Origin of the sequence: Acetobacterium malicum subsp. dehalogenans DSM 11527 (genome assembly GCF_000472665.1) — a bacterium.
In the GTDB taxonomy this organism is placed as follows: domain Bacteria; phylum Bacillota; class Clostridia; order Eubacteriales; family Eubacteriaceae; genus Acetobacterium; species Acetobacterium malicum.
Window position 1 is genome coordinate 1 of record NZ_AXAC01000022.1, and the last position, 18,305, is coordinate 18,305.

Here is an 18,305-nt window from a genome sequence, read left to right on the forward strand (position 1 = left end):
ACTTTATTTTTAGGCTGATGTGGCTCAATTGGCATAAGCAGAGAACCCAAATCTTTGATTTGGTGTGAATCGCTTAGTTATGTGTGGTGGATTAGCAGTAACTGAATCAACATGTCAAACAATTATCTTTAAGCTGATGTGGCTCAATTGGCATAAGTAGAGAGCCCAAAATAGACGAGTATCACGAGTCAATATTTTGGTGCGAATCACTTAGTTATGTGTAGTGGATCAGGAGCAACTAATTCAATGTGTCAAATACTTTATTTTTAGGCTGATGTGGCTCAATTGGCAGAGCAGCTGATTTGTAATCAGCAGGTTAACGGTTCGAGTCCGTTCATCAGCTCCATTTTTTTGTCAAAAATCAAGTGGGAGAATGCCCGAGTGGCTAAAGGGGGCGGACTGTAAATCCGTTGACGACGTCTACGATGGTTCGAAACCATCTTCTCCCACCACTTATTTAATATTCTATCTGACCCATTAGCTCAGTTGGTATAAGCAGAGAACCAAAAATGCACGACCGTAGGAAGTGAACATTTTTGAGTGAATCGCTTAGTCTGGCAAACAAATGGATCATACAAACCTATGAAGACAAACAATNACTTAATTTAATTATGACCCATTAGCTCAGTTGGTAGAGCATCTGACTTTTAATCAGGGTGTCGGGCGTTCAAGTCGCCCATGGGTCACCAATTTTACATTAAAAAACCGCTATTTACAGCGGTTTATTTTTTTTCATTCGATTTTTTTAAATAAGGTACCTCTACAAATAAACATAATCGAATTGATTTCTTATAACGAGTATAAGATGTTTTAGAAGCCTAATCAAAAGAAATATTATAAAGAATTATAGTTTTAACTTTAAAAAGCATAAAAAACGACAAGAAAGCCAGCTCTCTCAAGAACTGGCTTTTAAATTACCGTGAAGCAAGACGATATCAGTTATCGATAATATTTATCAAGGACCAGCATGATCTCGTCAATTTTTGCTTCACCATCGCCTTTTTCAAAGGCATCTTTAACACAGGAATTCATATGCTTTTTCAGAATCTCCAGATTAGTTTTCTTTAAAAGAGCCTGAACTGCAAGAATTTGCTTCGAAACATCGATACAGTAGCGATCACTTTCCAGCATTTTTATGATGCCATCTATCTGGCCCCGGGCAGTTTTAAGTAAGTTGAGCTCGGTTAAACGATCCTTAGTTTCCATCATTTTATGCGGTGATATCAGAGGACGGATAACCGGCTTCAGTAAGGGCTGCAGTCACTGCGCTGATATCGACATTTTCAGCAGCGGCAAAACTGGCCTGGCCTTCTTCCAGAGAAACCGAAACGTCTGTGATCCCTTCAAACCCATTTAAAATACCATCGACTCGTTTTACACAATGCTGACAACTCATATCAGCTACTTTTAATAATTTTTTCATGGTTTTTCCTTCTTTCGTTTCTATTATTTTATTAAGAGGCAGTTCTGCCTTCATAACAGTTTGACTCGATTCATCCTTACTAATTGGTAAAAGTTTTGCTTTAAAAGCCTTCAGTGACAGAGCGTTGAGAACAACCGATACCGAGCTTAAGCTCATTGCAGCAGCTGCAAACATGGGATTTAATTTCAGCGCAAAGGGAATATATAATACACCAGCGGCGAGGGGGATACCGATCACGTTATAAATAAACGCCCAAAATAAGTTCTGCTTGATGTTACGCAGTGTGGCTTTGCTTAATTGGATGGCGGCGACGATATTCATCAAATCGTTTTGCATCAGAATGACATCGGCCGATTCGATAGCGATGTCGGTACCGTTGCCGATAGCAATGCCGACGTCGCTTTGGGCCAGCGCTGGAGCATCGTTGATGCCGTCACCAACCATGATCACCTGATGCCCCTGGGACTGAAGCTGTTTAATCATCGAAGATTTCTCATGAGGGAGCACATTGGCGACCACATTTTCTATGTTTACCATATTGCCAATGGCGTGAGCAGTTCGATCATTGTCGCCAGTGAGCATATAGACCTGGATACCCATTGCTTTAAGTTGGGAAACCGCCAAACTACTGTTTTCCTTAATGGTATCAGCAACCCCGATGATGCCTTTTATGGATTGATCCCAGCTGACCAGTAGTGGGGTTTTTCCCGAATCCGAGAGTTGCAGATAGTCTGCCATGATATGCTCAGTCGAGATCGTGTTCTGCTCCATCAACTTGATATTACCGATCAGCATTTCTTTGGTCGCGATCTGGCCGTGAATGCCTAATCCGGACAGGGAATCAAAATGGGTGACTTCATACAATGGCAAATCGCGGGCCGCTGCTTCACTGACAATTGCTTCACTCAACGGGTGCTCTGACTTTTTTTCGAGTGAGGCAGTCAGTTTTAAGAGCTCGTCTTGATCAATTTCCGAATCATAAAGAATGATATCGGTTATTGAGGGAGAACCGATGGTCAGGGTGCCAGTTTTGTCAAAGACTACGGTATGGGATTTTCCGAGAATCTCAAGTGCTGGTCCATTCTTGAATAAGATGCCTTTTTCAGCGCCTTTTCCGGTGCCGACCATAATTGCGGTAGGGGTAGCCAGCCCCAAAGCACAGGGGCAGGAAATGACTAAAACAGATATGGCAGCAGATAAGGCAAAGGATAATCCATATCCCAGGAGCATCCAGATCACAAAGGTGAGCAGCGAAATGCCCATCACTGCCGGAACAAAGTAGCGGCTGATTTCATCGGCGATTCTGGCAATCGGGGCTTTTGATGATTGCGCTTCTTCAACCAGCTGAATAATTTTGCTGAGGGTCGTATCCTCACCGATTTTTGTCGCCTTGAATTCAAATGATCCGGTTTTATTGATACTGCCTGAGATAACAAAGTCACCAACAGATTTTTCAACTGGCAAGCTCTCGCCGGTCAACAGCGATTCGTCAACACTGGAATGACCATTCATTATTTCACCGTCAACGGGAATTCGTTCGCCGGGTCGAATGATTACAATATCGTCAATGCGCACCTCATCAATGGTAATTTCGACCTCAGTATCATTTCGTAGAACGCGGGCGTTTTCTGGGACCAAAGCAATGAGTTTTTCAATTGCCTGAGAAGTTTTACCTTTGGCTTTAGTTTCAAGAAACTTGCCCAGGGTAATTAGTACGAGGATAACCGTGGTTGATTCAAAATATAGTTCGTGTGAATAATGATGGATCAATTGCATGTTATCATATGAGAAACCATAGGCCAGGATGAAAAGGACTACCACGCCATAAATAAACGAGGCACTAGTACCCACGGCGACCAGCGAATCCATATTGGGGATCCGTTTAGCCAGGGCTTTAAAGCCATTGATATAAAAATGTCGACACATGTAAATGACTGGCAGGGTGAGTAACATCTGAGTTAAGGCATTGATCAGAATGTTCTGCTCACCGGCCAGAAAAATTGGTATTGGCAGGCCGATCATTGGACCCATCGCCAGGTAAACCAGGGGGAGTGTAAAAATAAGTGAACCGATTAAGCGAAATTTGACCTCGTCGATTTGACTTTGATAACCAGGTTTTCCGGTTTCTTTTTTATTGATACGGGCAGCTTTATTCTGATCAGCCAACTCGGCACCGTAGCCCAGTGCTACGATGGTGCTGATAATCAGTGATGCCGGTGCCAGATCCGGATCGTGCTGGACAACCAGTTTTTCATTTGAAAAATTAATGACCGCAGATTCAACACCATTGATTTGCCCGACCTTTCGTTCGATGGCACTGGCGCAGGCTGTACAGGTCATGCCGTTAATATTGAATTGTATTTTTTCCATAGCGACCTCCTTAACAATACACCCCATATGGGGAGGGGTACCTTGTATAAAGCATACACCTGATCGGGAATAATGTCAACTAAAAAAGTAATTTAAAGAAATTTGTAATCGGTTGCCAGAAAAAAATAGAGGTTGATAGAAAATTTTAAAGTGCTATAATGAAAATCATAATTAGTGGGTATATTAATAAGAAGTAATTGTACAAAATATTGCTGAAAGGAGACAGATCATGCTACATAGTGAAGACGCTGATATTAATTTGGTCATCAGACAAGTTATTAATCTTGACTCTAAGGCAGTGCGTATTAAAAAGAATGTAGTCCAACGGGCAGATAGAATTCTGGAGCGCACCAAAAATGATATAAAAGAAAAAGAAAAAATCGAGCTGGATGGAGCCCAGGAATTAGCAAAACGAAACTATCAGCAGGAGATTGACAAAGCTAAAGAGGAACGCCAGAAAATCATTGATTCGATGGAACAGGAACTCGTTAAAATCCGTTGCCGGTATGATGAAAAGAAAGAAGATAAAGCTAGAGAAGTTCTGGAAATACTATTCAAGAAAAAAGTCAGTGGTGTTTAAAGGACATTAACTCGACAAGTCTCATGGGTATTGCACTCAGGTGGAAACGGAATGAAAAGAAAAGAGATTAGCGTCAGGCTAATTTTTTCTGATTTTCTTTCTTGATTTTAAAGAAAAGTGTGAGAATCGTATGTCTAAGAGTAAATATGCTTGTATAAGTGCAAAAGCACTGGCGATGAGAGCGCGTAAAATTGATGATGAAGATTTCCGGGAACTCATTAAAGCAAAGGATTTAAAGGAAGTATTTCTATATTTAAGAGACAATACCTATTACGGTGAGTTTCTAAAAATGATGAATATTGAAGATCTTCATCGAACTGAGTTTGAGGCCCATTTAAATGATTTAAAGGTACAGGAAACGGAAAAGCTGATGCATTATTTATCAGGAGAAGATAAGAACTATTTCAAGGTATTTCTGGTTCGGCTGGAAGTCGAGGCTATACGGATTCTAATCCGTGGCATTGCCAGAAATGATGACCTGGAGTCGCTCCGGGAATTGATCATCTATTCGCATCAGTATACAGCTGTTCCCTTTGATAAATTATTCAGGGCCCGGGATTGGGATGAATTTAAGAAACTGCTGATTGATACTGACTACTATCGAATTCTGGAAATCTATAAAGATATTCGAATCGATCAGGATCTGGTGATGGTTGAAAAAACACTGGATCGTTATTACTATGATTTGGTCAAAAATCGATTACTTAAATTAGATAAGAAAGCAAACCGGGATTTAATTAATGCCCAGCGCCGCAATTTTGATTTGCTGAATTTAATCTGGATCTATCGTGGTAAAAAGTTTTATAAACTGTCTCGAGAAGAGTTGATTGCTTACTCATTGAGAGGCGGGCTGAAATTAAATGAAAAACGTTTGCTCGCATTAGTTGAAGCGAAGAATTTCGTTGAAATGAAAGAACAAATTGCTGATACCGATTATGCTTTTCTGTTTAATCATACCAAGACCATTGATTTGTATATGGAACGGCGGCAGGAAAGATATCTATATTTTATGTATCTTAAGCTTTTCAGTGAAGGTAATGGCTCGCTTGGACGCGTTGTTGCCTATGTTCGACTATTGGACTTTGAGATTGAAGACATTACTTCAATCATCGAAAGTAAGCGTTATCGGATGGGATCAGACGAAATAAAAAAATATTTAATCAGGCCCATTGATTAGGCTGTGAAAGGAAGTATTCTATGGCAATTGAAAATGTGATCATGATGGATGTGGTCGGAAAGATCAAATATGTTGATAAATTCGCCAAAGACATTTTTCTTTTCAATGATATCCAAATAGTCGATGCCATGCAGGAAATTGATTCCGGACGGTTCATTCTTCCCATACGTGAAGAAAATATGGGCGAACTGCTGGGATTTGCACAGCTGGTATCAGGCGAGACTATGATGGATGAGAAGAATTTTGTAAAAACGGTGAATAAGTTAAATGAACTGTACAAGGGATCGCTTAATTTAGATATGGTTTCATTAGCAAAGAGCGAGAATGACCTCGGCAAAGCGCTGGGTAAAGCTCGGGAGTTTGACAGTAATTTAGTGGTTGAATACAGTGAATTAAGGGATGTGAAAACTCAGATTGAGGCCCTGGAAAAAAGCAAAATTGCCTATTCCTATCTTGATGAGCTAGATGCTCAGATGAGCGAGCTGGATAGTCTGGAGAATTTTTCATACAGCCTTGGTTCCGTAACGAAAGATAATGCCATGCGATTGAAAAGTATCTACAATAGCGTGACCTCAATTGTCTTTCATGTTGGTAATCAGGAAGACAATGAAGAAGTATTTATGATTGTCTCACCCAAGGATCTGGAGATCGAATCTCAACGGATTCTCAAAGCCCTCAATTTTAAACCAATTGAAGGGTTTAATAGCAAGTATACCGAATCACCAAAAGAAATTCTGGCAGCAATTGAAGCTGAAATCAAAGAGCTGCAGACTAAAAATACGGATTTAGTTCAGGAACTCAATATTCATTTAGAAGAAAACCGATTAGATGCAACGGACAGTTTTAATACTTTAAGTCTTTATGCCAATCTCAGTATTATTAAAAAGTATATGGCTTTCAGCGATGAGAACTTTTATTTTTCCGGGTGGATTTCCAAGCGGGATAAACAACGGATGGAAGCAATTGCCGCCAAATATCCAGAGATGATTATTATGTTTTCGGATACCAATAAAGGCAGCGGAAAACCGCCGACAAAAATGAAAAACAACTGGCTTTTTAAACCCTTTGAAACCCTGGTAAAGCTTTATGGCGTACCATCGTTTAATGAGCTGGACCCAACCCCTTTTTTAAGCATAACCTATATGTTCTGCTTTGGATTTATGTTTGGTGATGTGGGTCAAGGGTTGTTTTTGACTGCCGCCGGATTTATTCTGGGAAGAAGGGGAGTAGAGCTTGGGAAGGTTTTGTTTCGCCTGGGAATTTGCTCCACATTCTTTGGATTTATGTATGGTAGTTTTTTTGGTTTTGAAGAAGTGATTCATGCGGTATGGCTAAGACCCTTTGAGGAGATCAATTCGATTCTATTTGTTGCAATCGGAATCGGTATTGGCATGCTCTTTGTGGCATATATCTATAGTATCATCAATAAACTTAGAAAGAACGAAATAAAAGAGGGTGTCTTTGGTAAAAATGGCATCTGTGGCTTTGTCCTGTATGCCAGTTTACTGGCGATCGTAGGTATAAATGCCGCCGGATTTGAAGTAGCAAAGGTGCTGACGCCGGTTTTAGGGGTTCTGGCGGTGCTGCTGGTCTTTGTTGTTCTAATCAGGGAACCGCTGGCAAATTATATACAGAAAAACAAGCATCTCTACGAAGAAGCACCATCGGATTATTACATTGAAAGTGGCTTTGAACTGTTTGAAATGTTATTGGGGATGTTCAGTAATACCGTATCTTTCATTCGAATTGGTGCCTTTGCCCTTGTTCATGTGGGGCTTTTTATGGCTTTTCAGACCCTGGCTGAGATGGCTCAAAATGGCGTAATCAGCGTGGGAGTTTTAATTTTTGCCAATGTTTTTATTATCGGTTTGGAAACATTAATTGTTTCCATTCAAGCTTTGAGATTACAGTTTTATGAGTTATTCAGTAAATATTATACCGGCGATGGGGTTGAATTCAGACCCGTTGATCTGGAAATTAATTTATTCTAAGGAGAACAGAAGATGAATGTACTAACGTTTATTACAATTGGCACCGCGTTACTTGTTTTGGGAACCATTTCCCTGGGTGTTTATTTTAACTATCATGGATGTGATGAAAAACAGGTAAAGATGAAAAAATTTCTAAAAATAAATCTTTCAACCTTTATCCCAATGCTGGCTGCAGCACTGATTGTGATGGCACCAGGGGTAGTAGCGGCAGCCACTGGCGCTGAACCAGGTGGCGTTTCAGATGCTGGTTTAGGCTATATCGCGGCGGCACTTTCGACCGGGCTTGCCTGCGTCGGGGCTGGATATGCGGTTGGTGTCGTTGGTTCTGCGGCTTTAGGGGCTGTTTCTGAAGATCCTAAGATTTTAGGAAAAACGCTGATTTTTGTTGGTCTGGCTGAAGGGGTTGCGATTTATGGTCTGGTTATTTCAATCATGATTATTGGAAGTCTGTAAGAATGAAATCTTATGTTATCAGTGAGAACCGTGATTCCTATCTGGGAATGCAGCTGGCTGGCATCGAAGGGACTTATTTAAAAACAAAAGCAGAGATTGAAGCAGCGTTTAAAGAAGCCTTGAAAGATAAGGACATTGGGATAATTTTTCTGACCGAAAAAGCATCTGCAATGATCGAAGATTTGGTTCTAGAAGCAAAAAAGAAGTATTTTTCACCTTTAATTACGGTCATCCCCGATCGCTATGGTTACCAGCGTAGCGAGGGTATGATCATGCAGTATATTAAAGAATCTGTGGGATTGTAAGGATGTGATAAAATGATTTCAGTAGAAGAAAAACTCCGGGTATTTACCCAATATCTGTTAAGTAAAGAACGTAAATGGGGAAAAGATATCATCTACGAAGCAAAAGAAAAAAAGAAAGCGCTACTGGTTGATTCCGAAGAAAAGATTAAAAAAGAAAAGCGCGCCATCGAGGAGCGAAGTTATCATACGATATTCCGAGATAAAAATAAAATTATTGCTGAAGGCAAGAATAAAGCTAAAACCCTGGAACTGGAAGAAAAAAATCGGATTCTGCTGGACTTCAATCAAATGATTCGGGAGAAAGCCAGAGATTATTTGACCGCAGATGTTTACAGTAATTATCTGCGCGATTGTGCAGCACAGATTCCTCAGGTGTTCGGCGATAAAAAAAATATTGTTGTCTTTGTCAATGAACGGGATTTCGAACAGATTAAAACCATCATGGATGAACAGTTGGACAGTTTCACCATCGAATACCGTCAGGAATGTATTGATTGCATCGGTGGTTTTGTCGCGGAAGATGCCGAAGGTCGACTGCATTGTGATTTTACGGTTGAGAATCTGATTAAAACCAATTATAAACTCATCGGAATGACGCTGAACGGGTTTATGGAAAAGCAGGTGAACTAAGTGGCAGTTAAGGAAGAAAACAAAGAAAAGGGCATTATATCTGCTATTAACGGTCCCGTTATCAAGGGGAAAAATATGACAACCTTTAAGATGCGGGAAATGGTAACGGTTGGTGAACAGCGTCTGATTGGTGAAGTCATTGTCTTAGAGGGCGATGTCGGCACAATCCAGGTTTATGAAGAAACCGAAGGACTGAAAACCGGCGAGGAAATTACCCCCACCGGCAGACCTCTCAGCCTCAAGCTGGGACCAGGGATGCTGAAAAATATGTTTGATGGGATTCAGCGGCCACTGGAGAAAATCCAGGAAATTTCGCCGATTTTTATCCCCGAAGGAATCGGCCTTTTATCGATCGATGATAAAAAATTGTGGCCGGCCGTGATGACGGTTAAACCTGGAGATGTCTTATTGGCGGGCAGCATTTTTGGCACTGTCCAGGAAACCGAAGTCATTCAAAACCGCCTCCTGGTGCCACCGACTGTATCGGGAACGGTTATTGATGTGGTGCCGGATGGTTCGTATACGATTGAAGACGTGCTGGTAACCATCAGAGATGCCAAAAATGAGACGCATGAATTGAAGATGGCCCATGAATGGCCAGTTCGGACCCCTCGGCCCAATGCCTATCGTCGGGAAACCCTGGTGCCACTGATTACCGGTCAACGGGTTATCGATATTTTCTTTCCCATTGCCAAAGGTGGAACCGCAGCGATCCCCGGTGGCTTTGGAACCGGAAAAACGATGACCCAGCATCAATTGGCCAAATGGTCGGATGCGGATATAATTGTCTATATTGGTTGTGGCGAACGGGGCAACGAGATGACCGAGGTTATTGAAGATTTTCCCAAGCTGATCGATCCCCGCTCCGGTAAGTCGATTATGGAGCGGACCGTTTTGATCGCCAATACCTCAAACATGCCAGTAGCCGCCCGGGAAGCCAGTATCTACACCGGTGTTACGATCGCTGAATACTATCGGGATATGGGCTATGCCGTGGCAATGATGGCGGACTCAACCTCCCGCTGGGCTGAAGCACTACGCGAGATTTCCGGTCGGCTTGAAGAAATGCCGGCGGAAGAAGGCTATCCGGCATATTTGCCGTCGCGAATCGCCGAGTTTTATGAGCGGGCCGGTAGCATCGAAACGCTGGGCGGTGATGACGGATCGATTACGATTATTGGTGCCGTATCACCAGCCGGTGGAGATTTCTCCGAGCCAGTAACAGAAAATACCAAGCGTTTTGTCAATGTCTTTCTGGCGTTGGACAAAAGCCTGGCTTATGCCAGACATTACCCGGCCATTAACTGGCTGGAAAGTTATAGCGGTTACATTAAAATATTATCAGACTGGTATGAGGATAATGTAGCCGAGGATTGCATCTCTCTTAGAAATAAAATGCTGGAGCTGATGTATGAAGAAAACAAACTTCAGGAAATGGTCATGCTGGTTGGGGAAGATGTATTGCCGGATGACCAGCGCTGGGTTCTGGAGATCGCCAAAATCATTAAAGTCGGTTATCTTCAGCAGAATGCCTATAACAAGGACGACACCTATGTGCCGCTGGAAAAACAATATGCGATGCTAAAAGCGATCGAATATTTATATGAACGCGGTCGGGAAGGGTTGAAACTCGGAATCCCTACGTCGCGACTTAAAAACGTGGATATTTTCAGTCAATTCATAAAAATGAAGTATACCATTCCCAATGATGATTTAAGCGGGATTGACAAGCTAAAAGACGAGATTGACCAGTATTTTGAAGTGCTCTTTAAAAAATATGAAAACTAAGGGGGAATAAAATGAAAAAAGAATATTTACAAATCGACAAAGTCGTTGGCCCCCTTATTCAGATCTCGGATGTTGATGATGTTTTCTATGGCGAAGTGGTTGATATTGTCGAAATCAGCACCGGGAAAATAAAAAAGGGAAAAGTCATCAAAATTGAAGAAAAAAATGTTATCATTCAGGTGTTTCAAAATACCGCCGGTCTGGCAGCCGGGAACAGCATCATCAAGTTTACCGGGGAAGCATTTAATTTACCGATGTCGCTGGATTTACAGGGCCGGATCTTTAATGGTATCGGCGAACCGATTGACAACGGCAGCGATATTTTCAGTCTGGTTGAAGCCAACATCAATGGTCGCCCGATTAACCCGATGTCCCGGGAATATCCTCGTAACTTTATCCAGACCGGAATTTCTTCCATTGACACGCTGGCGACATTGATTCGTGGTCAGAAGCTGCCGATCTTTTCTGGAAATGGACTGCCACATAATGAATTGGCGGCTCAGATTGTCAGACAGGCAAGACTGGGCGATAATGCCGATGAAGAATTTGGGGTGGTTTTTGCGGCCATCGGCGTTAAACATGACGATGAAAAGTTTTTCAGAAAAAGTTTTGATGAAGCCAATGTTATGGATCGGGTCGTCATGTTTGTCAATTATGCCGATGACCCCATCGCCGAGCGAATAACGACGCCACGGTGCGCCTTGACAGCGGCCGAATACCTGGCCTTTGAAAAACATATGCACATCTTGGTCGTGATGACCGATATTACCAGTTACTGTGAAGCGCTGCGGGAAATATCATCAGCTCGTGAAGAGGTTCCCAGTCGAAAAGGTTACCCCGGTTATATGTATTCGGATCTGGCTTCCCTTTATGAACGGGCGGGCATGTTAAAAGACCAGGTTGGTTCGATCACGTTCTTACCGATCCTGACCATGCCCAATGACGATATTACCCATCCGATCCCGGATCTAACCGGTTATATCACAGAAGGTCAGATTGTTCTCGGCCGCGATTTGTTTCAACGCAGCATTTACCCGCCGGTAGCCATTTTGCCCTCGCTGTCACGGTTAATGAAGGATGGGGTTGGGGAAGGCTTTACCAGAGGGGATCATGCCGAAGTGGCCAACCAACTGTTTGCGTCCTATTCCAAGGTACAGGAAGTCAGAGATTTGTCCCAGATTATTGGTGAAGAAGATCTCAGTCAAACTGATAAAAAGTACATGGCTTTTGGCCGTGCCTTTGAAGCAAAGTTCCTGAATCAGGGTTTTGATGAAGGTCGGAATATTATTGAAAGCCTTGATTTAGGCTGGAAGCTGCTGGCACTGCTGCCATTAACGGAACTGGATCGTCTCAGTCCCGAAAATATTGATAAGTATTTTCCCAAGGAAGCATAGGTGGTGTCATGGCCATTAAAATAACACCGACCAAGGCGAATCTGATCAAGGCCAAAGGCCGGCTGAAGTTTTCGATCAAGGGTTATGAGCTGCTGGATAAAAAAAGAACCATCCTGATTCAGGAAATCATGCAGCTGGTCAAAGAAGCCGAGTTGATCGAAAAAGAAATTGGTCAGATGTTTCGGGATGCCTATGAGGCGCTACAGCAGGTATGTATCAGCATGGGGCTCAATCATCTGGAAGAGTTTGCGCTTTCGGTAACCCCGGAGATCCCGTTCGAAATTCGGGCCAAAGGGGTTATGGGGGTTGATATTCCCGAAGTCATTTATACGGAACGGCGGGAACGAAACCTGGCCTTTGGTTTTAATGAAAACAACCCGGCTCTGGATATTGCCATTAAAAAATTTAACGATGTAAAATTTTTATCTTACCAACTGGCACAGGTGGAGACGACCGCCTACAAACTGTCGCTGGAAATAAAAAAGACCCAGAAAAGCGCCAATGCTCTGGACAAGATCCAGATTCCCCGATTAAAGGCGGAAATAAAGTATATCCAGGACACCATCGAAGAAAAAGAGCGGGAAGAGTTTTTCCGGCTTAAAAAAGTCAAAAATAGACGTTAAAAAACAAAGCCGGAGCAATGCTCCGGCTTTGTTTTGTCTGTACTGGGTTAGCTGTCTAGCCTTTTTGCACGTTATAAATGGCTTCTTTGGGAATCAGGCTGAAATCCGAGGCGGTCAGCAGAGCGATGGCTTTTTCCTGATCGTCGGCTTTTAAAATAATCAGGGGTGCCCCCTGGTTATTGGGCATGACGAAGGAATAGACGTATTCAATGTTGACGTCATTATCCGAAAGTAGGGCAAAGACATCATGCAGGCTGCCGACCTTGTCGGAGGGGTCAATGGCCAGTACGTAGCTTTGTTTAACGACGTGACCGGCTTTTTTCAGGGCTTCGGCGCCCAACTCGGGTTTATCCACGACGATCCGCAAGATACCGAATTCAGCGCTGTCAAAAATGGAAATGGCCCGAATATCCACCTGGGCATCTTTCAAGACTTTGGTAATCTTGCTGAGATGGCCTTTTTTGTTTTCAATAAAAACCGACAATTGATTAATAAGCATGGTGTTCCTCCTATTGATTTTCTGATCGCAGATCGATGACGCGTTTGGCTTTTCCTTCGGAGCGAACCAGACTTTTTGGTTCGACCAGATGAATACCGGCGTGGATGCCGAGGATCGTGTGTAGTTTTGATTCAATTTCTTTGTAAAGTTGATCCAACAGGGTCACCGAAACCAGCAGATCCTGGTTGACCACTTCCACATCGATTTCGATACGATCTAAATACCCTTTTTTGAGGACCCGAATCTGGTAATTAGAGCCAATCCCCTTAATGCCCAGAAGGACCCCTTCAATTTGCGATGGGAAGACGTTCACCCCGCCGATAATCAGCATATCGTCAGTTCGTCCAGTGATCTTCGCCATTCGGACCGAGGTCCGGCCGCAGTCGCAGGGGGTGGTGTCCAGTCGGGTAATATCCTTGGTGCGGTAACGGATCAGCGGCAGTCCTTCTTTGGTAATCGGGGTGATCACCAATTCACCCACCGAGCCTTCAGGAAGGACTTCCAGGGTATTGGGATCGATGATTTCGGCAATAAAGTGATCCTCATTAATGTGCATCCCTTTAAAAGCCAGACACTCACCAGAAACGCCGGGGCCGATGAGTTCGCTCATGCCGTAGTTTTCAGTGGCAACAATGCCCCAGGCTTCATTGAGCTTCGCCCGCATTTCTTCGGTGGAACCTTCGCCGCCAAACAGGCCATATTTCAGAAATAGCTCCTCTTTGGGATCAATCCCCATTTCCTGGGCGGCTTCTGCCAGATGCAGAGCATAGGAGGGGGTTCCGATCAGGACGGTGGATTGGAAATCCTGCATGATCATAATCTGTTTCTGGGTATTTCCGGCCGACATCGGGATCACCCCGGCACCGACCTTTTCCAGCCCCTGCTGTAAGCCAAAGGCCCCGGTAAAGAGGCCGAAGCCGAAGGTAATCTGGGCCGTATCTTCATTGGTGACGCCACCCATGGTCACGATCCGGGCGATCACTTCCCGCCAGACCTTCATATCATTTTTAGTATAACCGACTACGGTTGGTTTGCCGGTGGTACCGGAAGAGGCGTGATAACGGACGATTTTATTTTTGGGGACGGCAAAGAGTCCAAAGGGATAATTTTTCCGGAGATCTTCCTTGGTGGTCAGTGGCAATAGCCGAAGATCTTCCAGAGTCCGGATATCCACGGGCTTAACCCCGGCGGCTTTGAACTTTTCATGATAATAAGGCACGTTTTCATAAACGTGATGCAGCGTTTTCTTTAAACGCTTAAACTGGAGTTTCCGGATTTCATCCCGGGACATCTTTTCTTTATCAGACCAAATTTTCATAACTTCTCCCCTCATCTTAAAAGCAGCATGCTGTCTGCAGTAATTTATTAGTTAATTTGTCGGTTTCCAGGAACTTTTCAGTGAGACAATCTGGTTAAAAACCGGGGCGTCCGGTGTTGAATACTTGGGATCGACTGAGAAAAATCCATTGCGGATAAACTGGAATTTTTCATAGGGGCTCGCCTTCAGCAGTTCCGGTTCAATATAAGCTTTGACAATTTCCAATGATTTCTGATTGATTCGTTCCAGAAAATTGTCCTTGTTGAGCCCGGCATCATCTTCGACCAGATAGTCGTAAAGGTGGATTTCTACTTCACTGGCATGGCTGGCATCCACCCAGTGGATGGTCCCTTTGACCTTCCGCTCGCAGCCGGCCCCGGATTTAGTGGCCGGATCGTAGGTGCATTTTAACTCAATCACCTGGCCGTCGGCATCTTTAATCACTTCCTGACAGGTGATGAAGTAAGCACCACGCAGACGGACCTCATTTCCGGGGAACAGCCGGAAATATTTTTTGGGAGGTATTTCCATAAAATCACTACGATCAATCAGAATTTCACGACTAAATGGAGTAGCGTAGCTGCCCATTTCATCATTTTCCTGGTTAAGTGGTAGTTCAACCCATTCGGTTTGGTTTTCGGGGTAATTTGTGATGGTCACCTTCAGGGGATCGATCACGGCCATTAAACGGGGTGCTTTAAGCTTCAGGTCGTCCCGGATAAAATGTTCGAGCATCGCGATATCCACGGTGCTGTTGGTTTTGGCGACACCGATGGCTTCGCAGAAGGCCTGAATGGATTCGGGCGTAAAGCCGCGTCGACGCAAGCCAGAGATGGTGGCTAATCGGGGATCGTCCCAGCCGTCGACAATTTTTTCATCGACCAGTTGCTTTAGGAAGCGTTTGCCGACAATGGTTTTGGTCAGGTTGAGCTTGGCGAACTCGATTTGTCGGGGCGGTTCGTTCTTAAAATCATCGATGTTGGCCAGTACCCAATCATAGAAGGGGCGGTGATCTTCAAATTCCAGGGTACACAGGGAATGGGTAATCCCTTCGATGGCATCCTCAATCGGATGGGCGTAATCATACATCGGATAAATATACCAGTCTTCGGTGGTGGAATGGTGTTTGGTGTGCAGAATCCGATAGATGGCCGGATCCCGCATATTCATGTTGGGGCTGCCCATATCGATTTTGGCCCGCAGAATATAAGAGCCTTCCGGCAGTTTTCCGGCCTTCATCTGGGAAAACAGGTTCAGGTTTTCTTCGATCGGGCGGTTGCGGTAGGGACTTTCCTGGCCGGGTTCGGTCAGGGTGCCTCGATATTGGCGCATTTCCTCGGCTGAGAGTTCATCCACGAAGGCCAGGCCTTTGCTGATCAGCTCAACGGCGTACGCGGCCATTTTATCAAAATAGCTGGATGCGAAAAAGAGTCGCTCATCCCATTTGATTCCCAGCCAGCGGAGATCTTCCTTGATCGAATCCACATACTCCATATCTTCTTTGATGGGGTTGGTGTCGTCAAAGCGGAGATTGAATTTTCCATGGTACTGTTGCGCGATGCGATAGTTGAGAAGTGATGCCTTTGCATGACCTATATGTAAATATCCGTTTGGTTCGGGGGGGAAGCGGGTGTGAACGCGATCGTTGCTGTAGACTTTGTTGGCAATGTCCTGATCGATTGCATTGGTGATAAAATTCGTCTTTTTTTCCGTGGTCTCCATTAATTTCCTCCTGTTTTTCATATTTGCCAATAATACCATAAAGCCGGGTTTATTACAATAAATTGGGTGATGATAGATTTAAATGGGGGTTATTTTTTGATGAACAATCCGTTCTGATAAAAAAGCTCGCCGTCGGCATAAATCTCACCGCCGTCTTTCATGTCGCAGAGCATGTCCCAGTGAAGCATCGAATCGTTGATGGGGCCGCATTCCGGGTAGGATTTGCCCAGGGCCACATGAATGGTGCCGCCGATTTTTTCATCGAAAAGCATGTTGCGGGTAAATTGGGTGATACCATAGTTGGTGCCAATGGCAAATTCGCCAACGTAGTGAGAACCGGCATCGGTATTAAGCAGGGCGTGGAGCAAGGATTCGCCGCGTTTGGCACTGGCCTGAACAACTCGACCGTCTTTAAAGGTCAGACGGATGTCCTCAATCTCCTGACCACTGTAAATACCGGGAAAGGTGAAACGAATGGTTCCGTTTACGCTTTCTTTTACCGGTGCAGTAAAGACCTCCCCGCTGGGAAAATTATGGTGGCCGTCGGAATTGATCCAGATCCGATTTTCAGTGCTGAGGGTCAGATCGGTATCTTTGGCGAGTACATGGAAGTGTGTCTGCTGATTTAAATAGGCAACCATGGCCGCCTGCTCATCGCGGATTTTCTGCCAGGCGGCGGTGGGGTTATCAGTGTTGAGGAGACAGGCATCAAAAACGAATTCTTCATAGTCGGACAGTGACATGTTGGCTTCCTGGGCACCGCTTTCAGTGGGGTAGAGGCACAGGGTCCAATCCATTTCACCCCGGGCGACCCGGTCATTGTAAATTTTCGTGACCGGTGCGCCGGAACGGCGCTGTAGAGCGATGCGTTCGCTGGGAACCGCCGCCAGCGACTTCAGGTTATGGTCCCCGAGAATGTTTAGAATCTTATCAGCTTTGCCATAGACTTCCATCATCATCGGTGCATTAAATTGTAGTTGGTCATCGTTGCCTTCCTTTAAAAGAATCTCTGAAATTCCCTCCGGGTTGAGGATCACGGTGGGATGAGCGCCGGCTTTTAAGATCTCCCGGTAGCACTCTTTAATCAGGGGCATGGCCAGATCGGAACCCCGGATCACAACCCACTCGCCGGGCTTAACGTAGAGGGAGTAGTTGACCAGGGTTTGGGCATATTTTATCAGTCGCTGATCTCTCATTATTTATCTCCTTATAATTGAAATAGTATTAGTTTAATATATCCGAAAAAAGAATTTAACTCAATAAAAAATTAAAAAAACAGGTGACAAATGTAAACGAACATTGTATAATGGCCATAGTATAGTTAATGATTACAAGTTCATAAATGGTAAAAAATGTTCAGACAAAATTGTCCATGCTCCATTTAAAAAAGAATAATCAGATCCTGTACATTAAAATTAAGTGGAGGTAACTCATGGAAGACAGAACTTTAATTTGTCAAGATTGTGGCGAAGAATTTGTATTTACAGTAGGTGAACAAGAATTCTACCAGGAAAAAGGTTTTGACAATGAACCAAAAAGATGTCGTGAATGTCGAACAAAAAGAAAACAAACTAGAAGACCAAGAAACAGCAACTTCTAGGAATTTCAAAAAAACAATTAAGATCCCTTTTAGGGATCTTTTTTTCTTGCGAACCGGTAAGTGAAGGGATGGCAAGAATCATACAGAAAAGTTGATGTGATCGCTTAGACCGATAAAGAAGATTTCCCGTTAAAACGGAAAGAAAGATAAACAAATGATAGACAAGGCTTACGTTTATATCGTAAAATGTAGTGATAATACACTCTATACCGGATGGACCACGAATATTGAAGCCCGGATCAAGGTACATAATTCGGGAACCGGAGCCAAATATACCCGGGGCCGCCTGCCGGTGACGCTGGTTTATTGGGAAGCTCTCGAAACCCGGTCAGAAGCCCTCAGCCGGGAAGTTGTCATAAAAAAAATGTCCAAGGTGCAAAAAATAAAATTGATTGAGAATCATGAATCCTGCGATCAATAAAGGAGTTTTCA

General features: G+C 43.8%; 17 protein-coding genes and 3 tRNA genes. 14 read left to right on the forward strand and 6 right to left on the reverse strand.

The features are described from left to right. Positions 1–270: 270 nt before the first annotated feature. The 3 genes from A3KS_RS0109250 to A3KS_RS0109260 all read left to right on the forward strand — a co-directional run bounded on the left by A3KS_RS0109250 (position 271) and on the right by A3KS_RS0109260 (position 689). Positions 271–346 (forward strand) — tRNA-Thr (locus tag A3KS_RS0109250). A gap of 21 nt (positions 347–367) precedes the next feature. Further along, positions 368–452 (forward strand) — tRNA-Tyr (locus A3KS_RS0109255). A gap of 161 nt (positions 453–613) precedes the next feature. Then, a tRNA-Lys gene (locus A3KS_RS0109260) sits at positions 614–689 on the forward strand. 250 nt (positions 690–939) lie between these two features. On the opposite strand, the gene A3KS_RS0109265 is transcribed toward A3KS_RS0109260, so the two are convergent. Both A3KS_RS0109265 and A3KS_RS0109270 read right to left on the reverse strand, forming a co-directional pair. After that, entirely contained in the window at positions 940–1,206 is a 267-nt protein-coding gene (locus A3KS_RS0109265) for a metal-sensing transcriptional repressor (RefSeq protein ID WP_026394695.1), read from the reverse strand. A gap of 4 nt (positions 1,207–1,210) precedes the next feature. Further along, complete coding sequence (locus tag A3KS_RS0109270) at positions 1,211–3,793, reverse strand: heavy metal translocating P-type ATPase (RefSeq protein ID WP_026394696.1); 2,583 nt, start codon at positions 3,791–3,793, stop codon at positions 1,211–1,213. Positions 3,794–4,022: 229 nt separating this feature from the next. Here A3KS_RS0109270 and A3KS_RS0109275 point away from each other — a divergent pair, with 229 nt between their 5' ends. From A3KS_RS0109275 to A3KS_RS0109315, 9 genes are all read left to right on the forward strand, one after another. Next, positions 4,023–4,373: a hypothetical protein gene (locus tag A3KS_RS0109275; RefSeq protein WP_026394697.1), complete on the forward strand. Its 351-nt coding sequence runs from the start codon at positions 4,023–4,025 to the stop codon at positions 4,371–4,373. A 130-nt stretch (positions 4,374–4,503) separates the two neighbouring features. Further along, positions 4,504–5,550: a V-type ATPase subunit gene (locus A3KS_RS0109280; protein WP_084504943.1), complete on the forward strand. Its 1,047-nt coding sequence runs from the start codon at positions 4,504–4,506 to the stop codon at positions 5,548–5,550. A gap of 20 nt (positions 5,551–5,570) precedes the next feature. Beyond that, entirely contained in the window at positions 5,571–7,541 is a 1,971-nt protein-coding gene (locus tag A3KS_RS0109285; protein ID WP_026394699.1) for a V-type ATP synthase subunit I, read from the forward strand. Positions 7,542–7,553: 12 nt separating this feature from the next. Next, positions 7,554–7,994: an ATP synthase subunit C gene (locus tag A3KS_RS0109290; protein ID WP_026394700.1), complete on the forward strand. Its 441-nt coding sequence runs from the start codon at positions 7,554–7,556 to the stop codon at positions 7,992–7,994. A 2-nt stretch (positions 7,995–7,996) separates the two neighbouring features. After that, the gene (locus A3KS_RS0109295; RefSeq protein WP_026394701.1) at positions 7,997–8,299 is read left to right on the forward strand and encodes a V-type ATP synthase subunit F; all 303 of its coding nucleotides are present in this window, start codon (positions 7,997–7,999) and stop codon (positions 8,297–8,299) included. A 12-nt stretch (positions 8,300–8,311) separates the two neighbouring features. After that, on the forward strand, positions 8,312–8,929 hold the full coding sequence (locus A3KS_RS0109300) for a V-type ATP synthase subunit E (protein ID WP_026394702.1): 618 nt from the start codon (positions 8,312–8,314) through the stop codon (positions 8,927–8,929). Then, complete coding sequence (locus A3KS_RS0109305) at positions 8,930–10,717, forward strand: V-type ATP synthase subunit A (RefSeq protein ID WP_026394703.1); 1,788 nt, start codon at positions 8,930–8,932, stop codon at positions 10,715–10,717. It begins immediately after the preceding gene. Positions 10,718–10,728: 11 nt separating this feature from the next. Continuing rightward, positions 10,729–12,111 carry a V-type ATP synthase subunit B gene (locus A3KS_RS0109310; RefSeq protein ID WP_026394704.1) on the forward strand — a complete coding sequence of 461 codons (1,383 nt, stop codon included), beginning with the start codon at positions 10,729–10,731 and terminating at the stop codon, positions 12,109–12,111. A gap of 8 nt (positions 12,112–12,119) precedes the next feature. Then, the gene (locus A3KS_RS0109315) at positions 12,120–12,734 is read left to right on the forward strand and encodes a V-type ATP synthase subunit D (protein ID WP_026394705.1); all 615 of its coding nucleotides are present in this window, start codon (positions 12,120–12,122) and stop codon (positions 12,732–12,734) included. A gap of 55 nt (positions 12,735–12,789) precedes the next feature. On the opposite strand, the gene A3KS_RS0109320 is transcribed toward A3KS_RS0109315, so the two are convergent. The 4 genes from A3KS_RS0109320 to A3KS_RS0109335 all read right to left on the reverse strand — a co-directional run bounded on the left by A3KS_RS0109320 (position 12,790) and on the right by A3KS_RS0109335 (position 17,469). Next, positions 12,790–13,233 carry an amino acid-binding protein gene (locus A3KS_RS0109320; protein WP_026394706.1) on the reverse strand — a complete coding sequence of 148 codons (444 nt, stop codon included), beginning with the start codon at positions 13,231–13,233 and terminating at the stop codon, positions 12,790–12,792. Positions 13,234–13,243: 10 nt separating this feature from the next. Further along, positions 13,244–14,551 carry a phenylacetate--CoA ligase family protein gene (locus A3KS_RS0109325; RefSeq protein ID WP_026394707.1) on the reverse strand — a complete coding sequence of 436 codons (1,308 nt, stop codon included), beginning with the start codon at positions 14,549–14,551 and terminating at the stop codon, positions 13,244–13,246. 51 nt (positions 14,552–14,602) lie between these two features. After that, positions 14,603–16,273: a glutamine--tRNA ligase/YqeY domain fusion protein gene (locus A3KS_RS0109330; RefSeq protein ID WP_026394708.1), complete on the reverse strand. Its 1,671-nt coding sequence runs from the start codon at positions 16,271–16,273 to the stop codon at positions 14,603–14,605. 89 nt (positions 16,274–16,362) lie between these two features. Continuing rightward, positions 16,363–17,469, reverse strand: a complete 1,107-nt coding sequence (locus tag A3KS_RS0109335; protein ID WP_026394709.1) for an aminopeptidase — start codon at positions 17,467–17,469, stop codon at positions 16,363–16,365. Between the two features lie 236 nt (positions 17,470–17,705). Here A3KS_RS0109335 and A3KS_RS23150 point away from each other — a divergent pair, with 236 nt between their 5' ends. Then, on the forward strand, positions 17,706–17,873 hold the full coding sequence (locus A3KS_RS23150) for a zinc-ribbon domain-containing protein (RefSeq protein WP_041668887.1): 168 nt from the start codon (positions 17,706–17,708) through the stop codon (positions 17,871–17,873). Between the two features lie 154 nt (positions 17,874–18,027). After that, positions 18,028–18,294, forward strand: coding sequence for a GIY-YIG nuclease family protein (locus tag A3KS_RS0109345; protein ID WP_026394710.1), 267 nt, complete (start codon positions 18,028–18,030; stop codon positions 18,292–18,294). Positions 18,295–18,305: the final 11 nt, after the last annotated feature.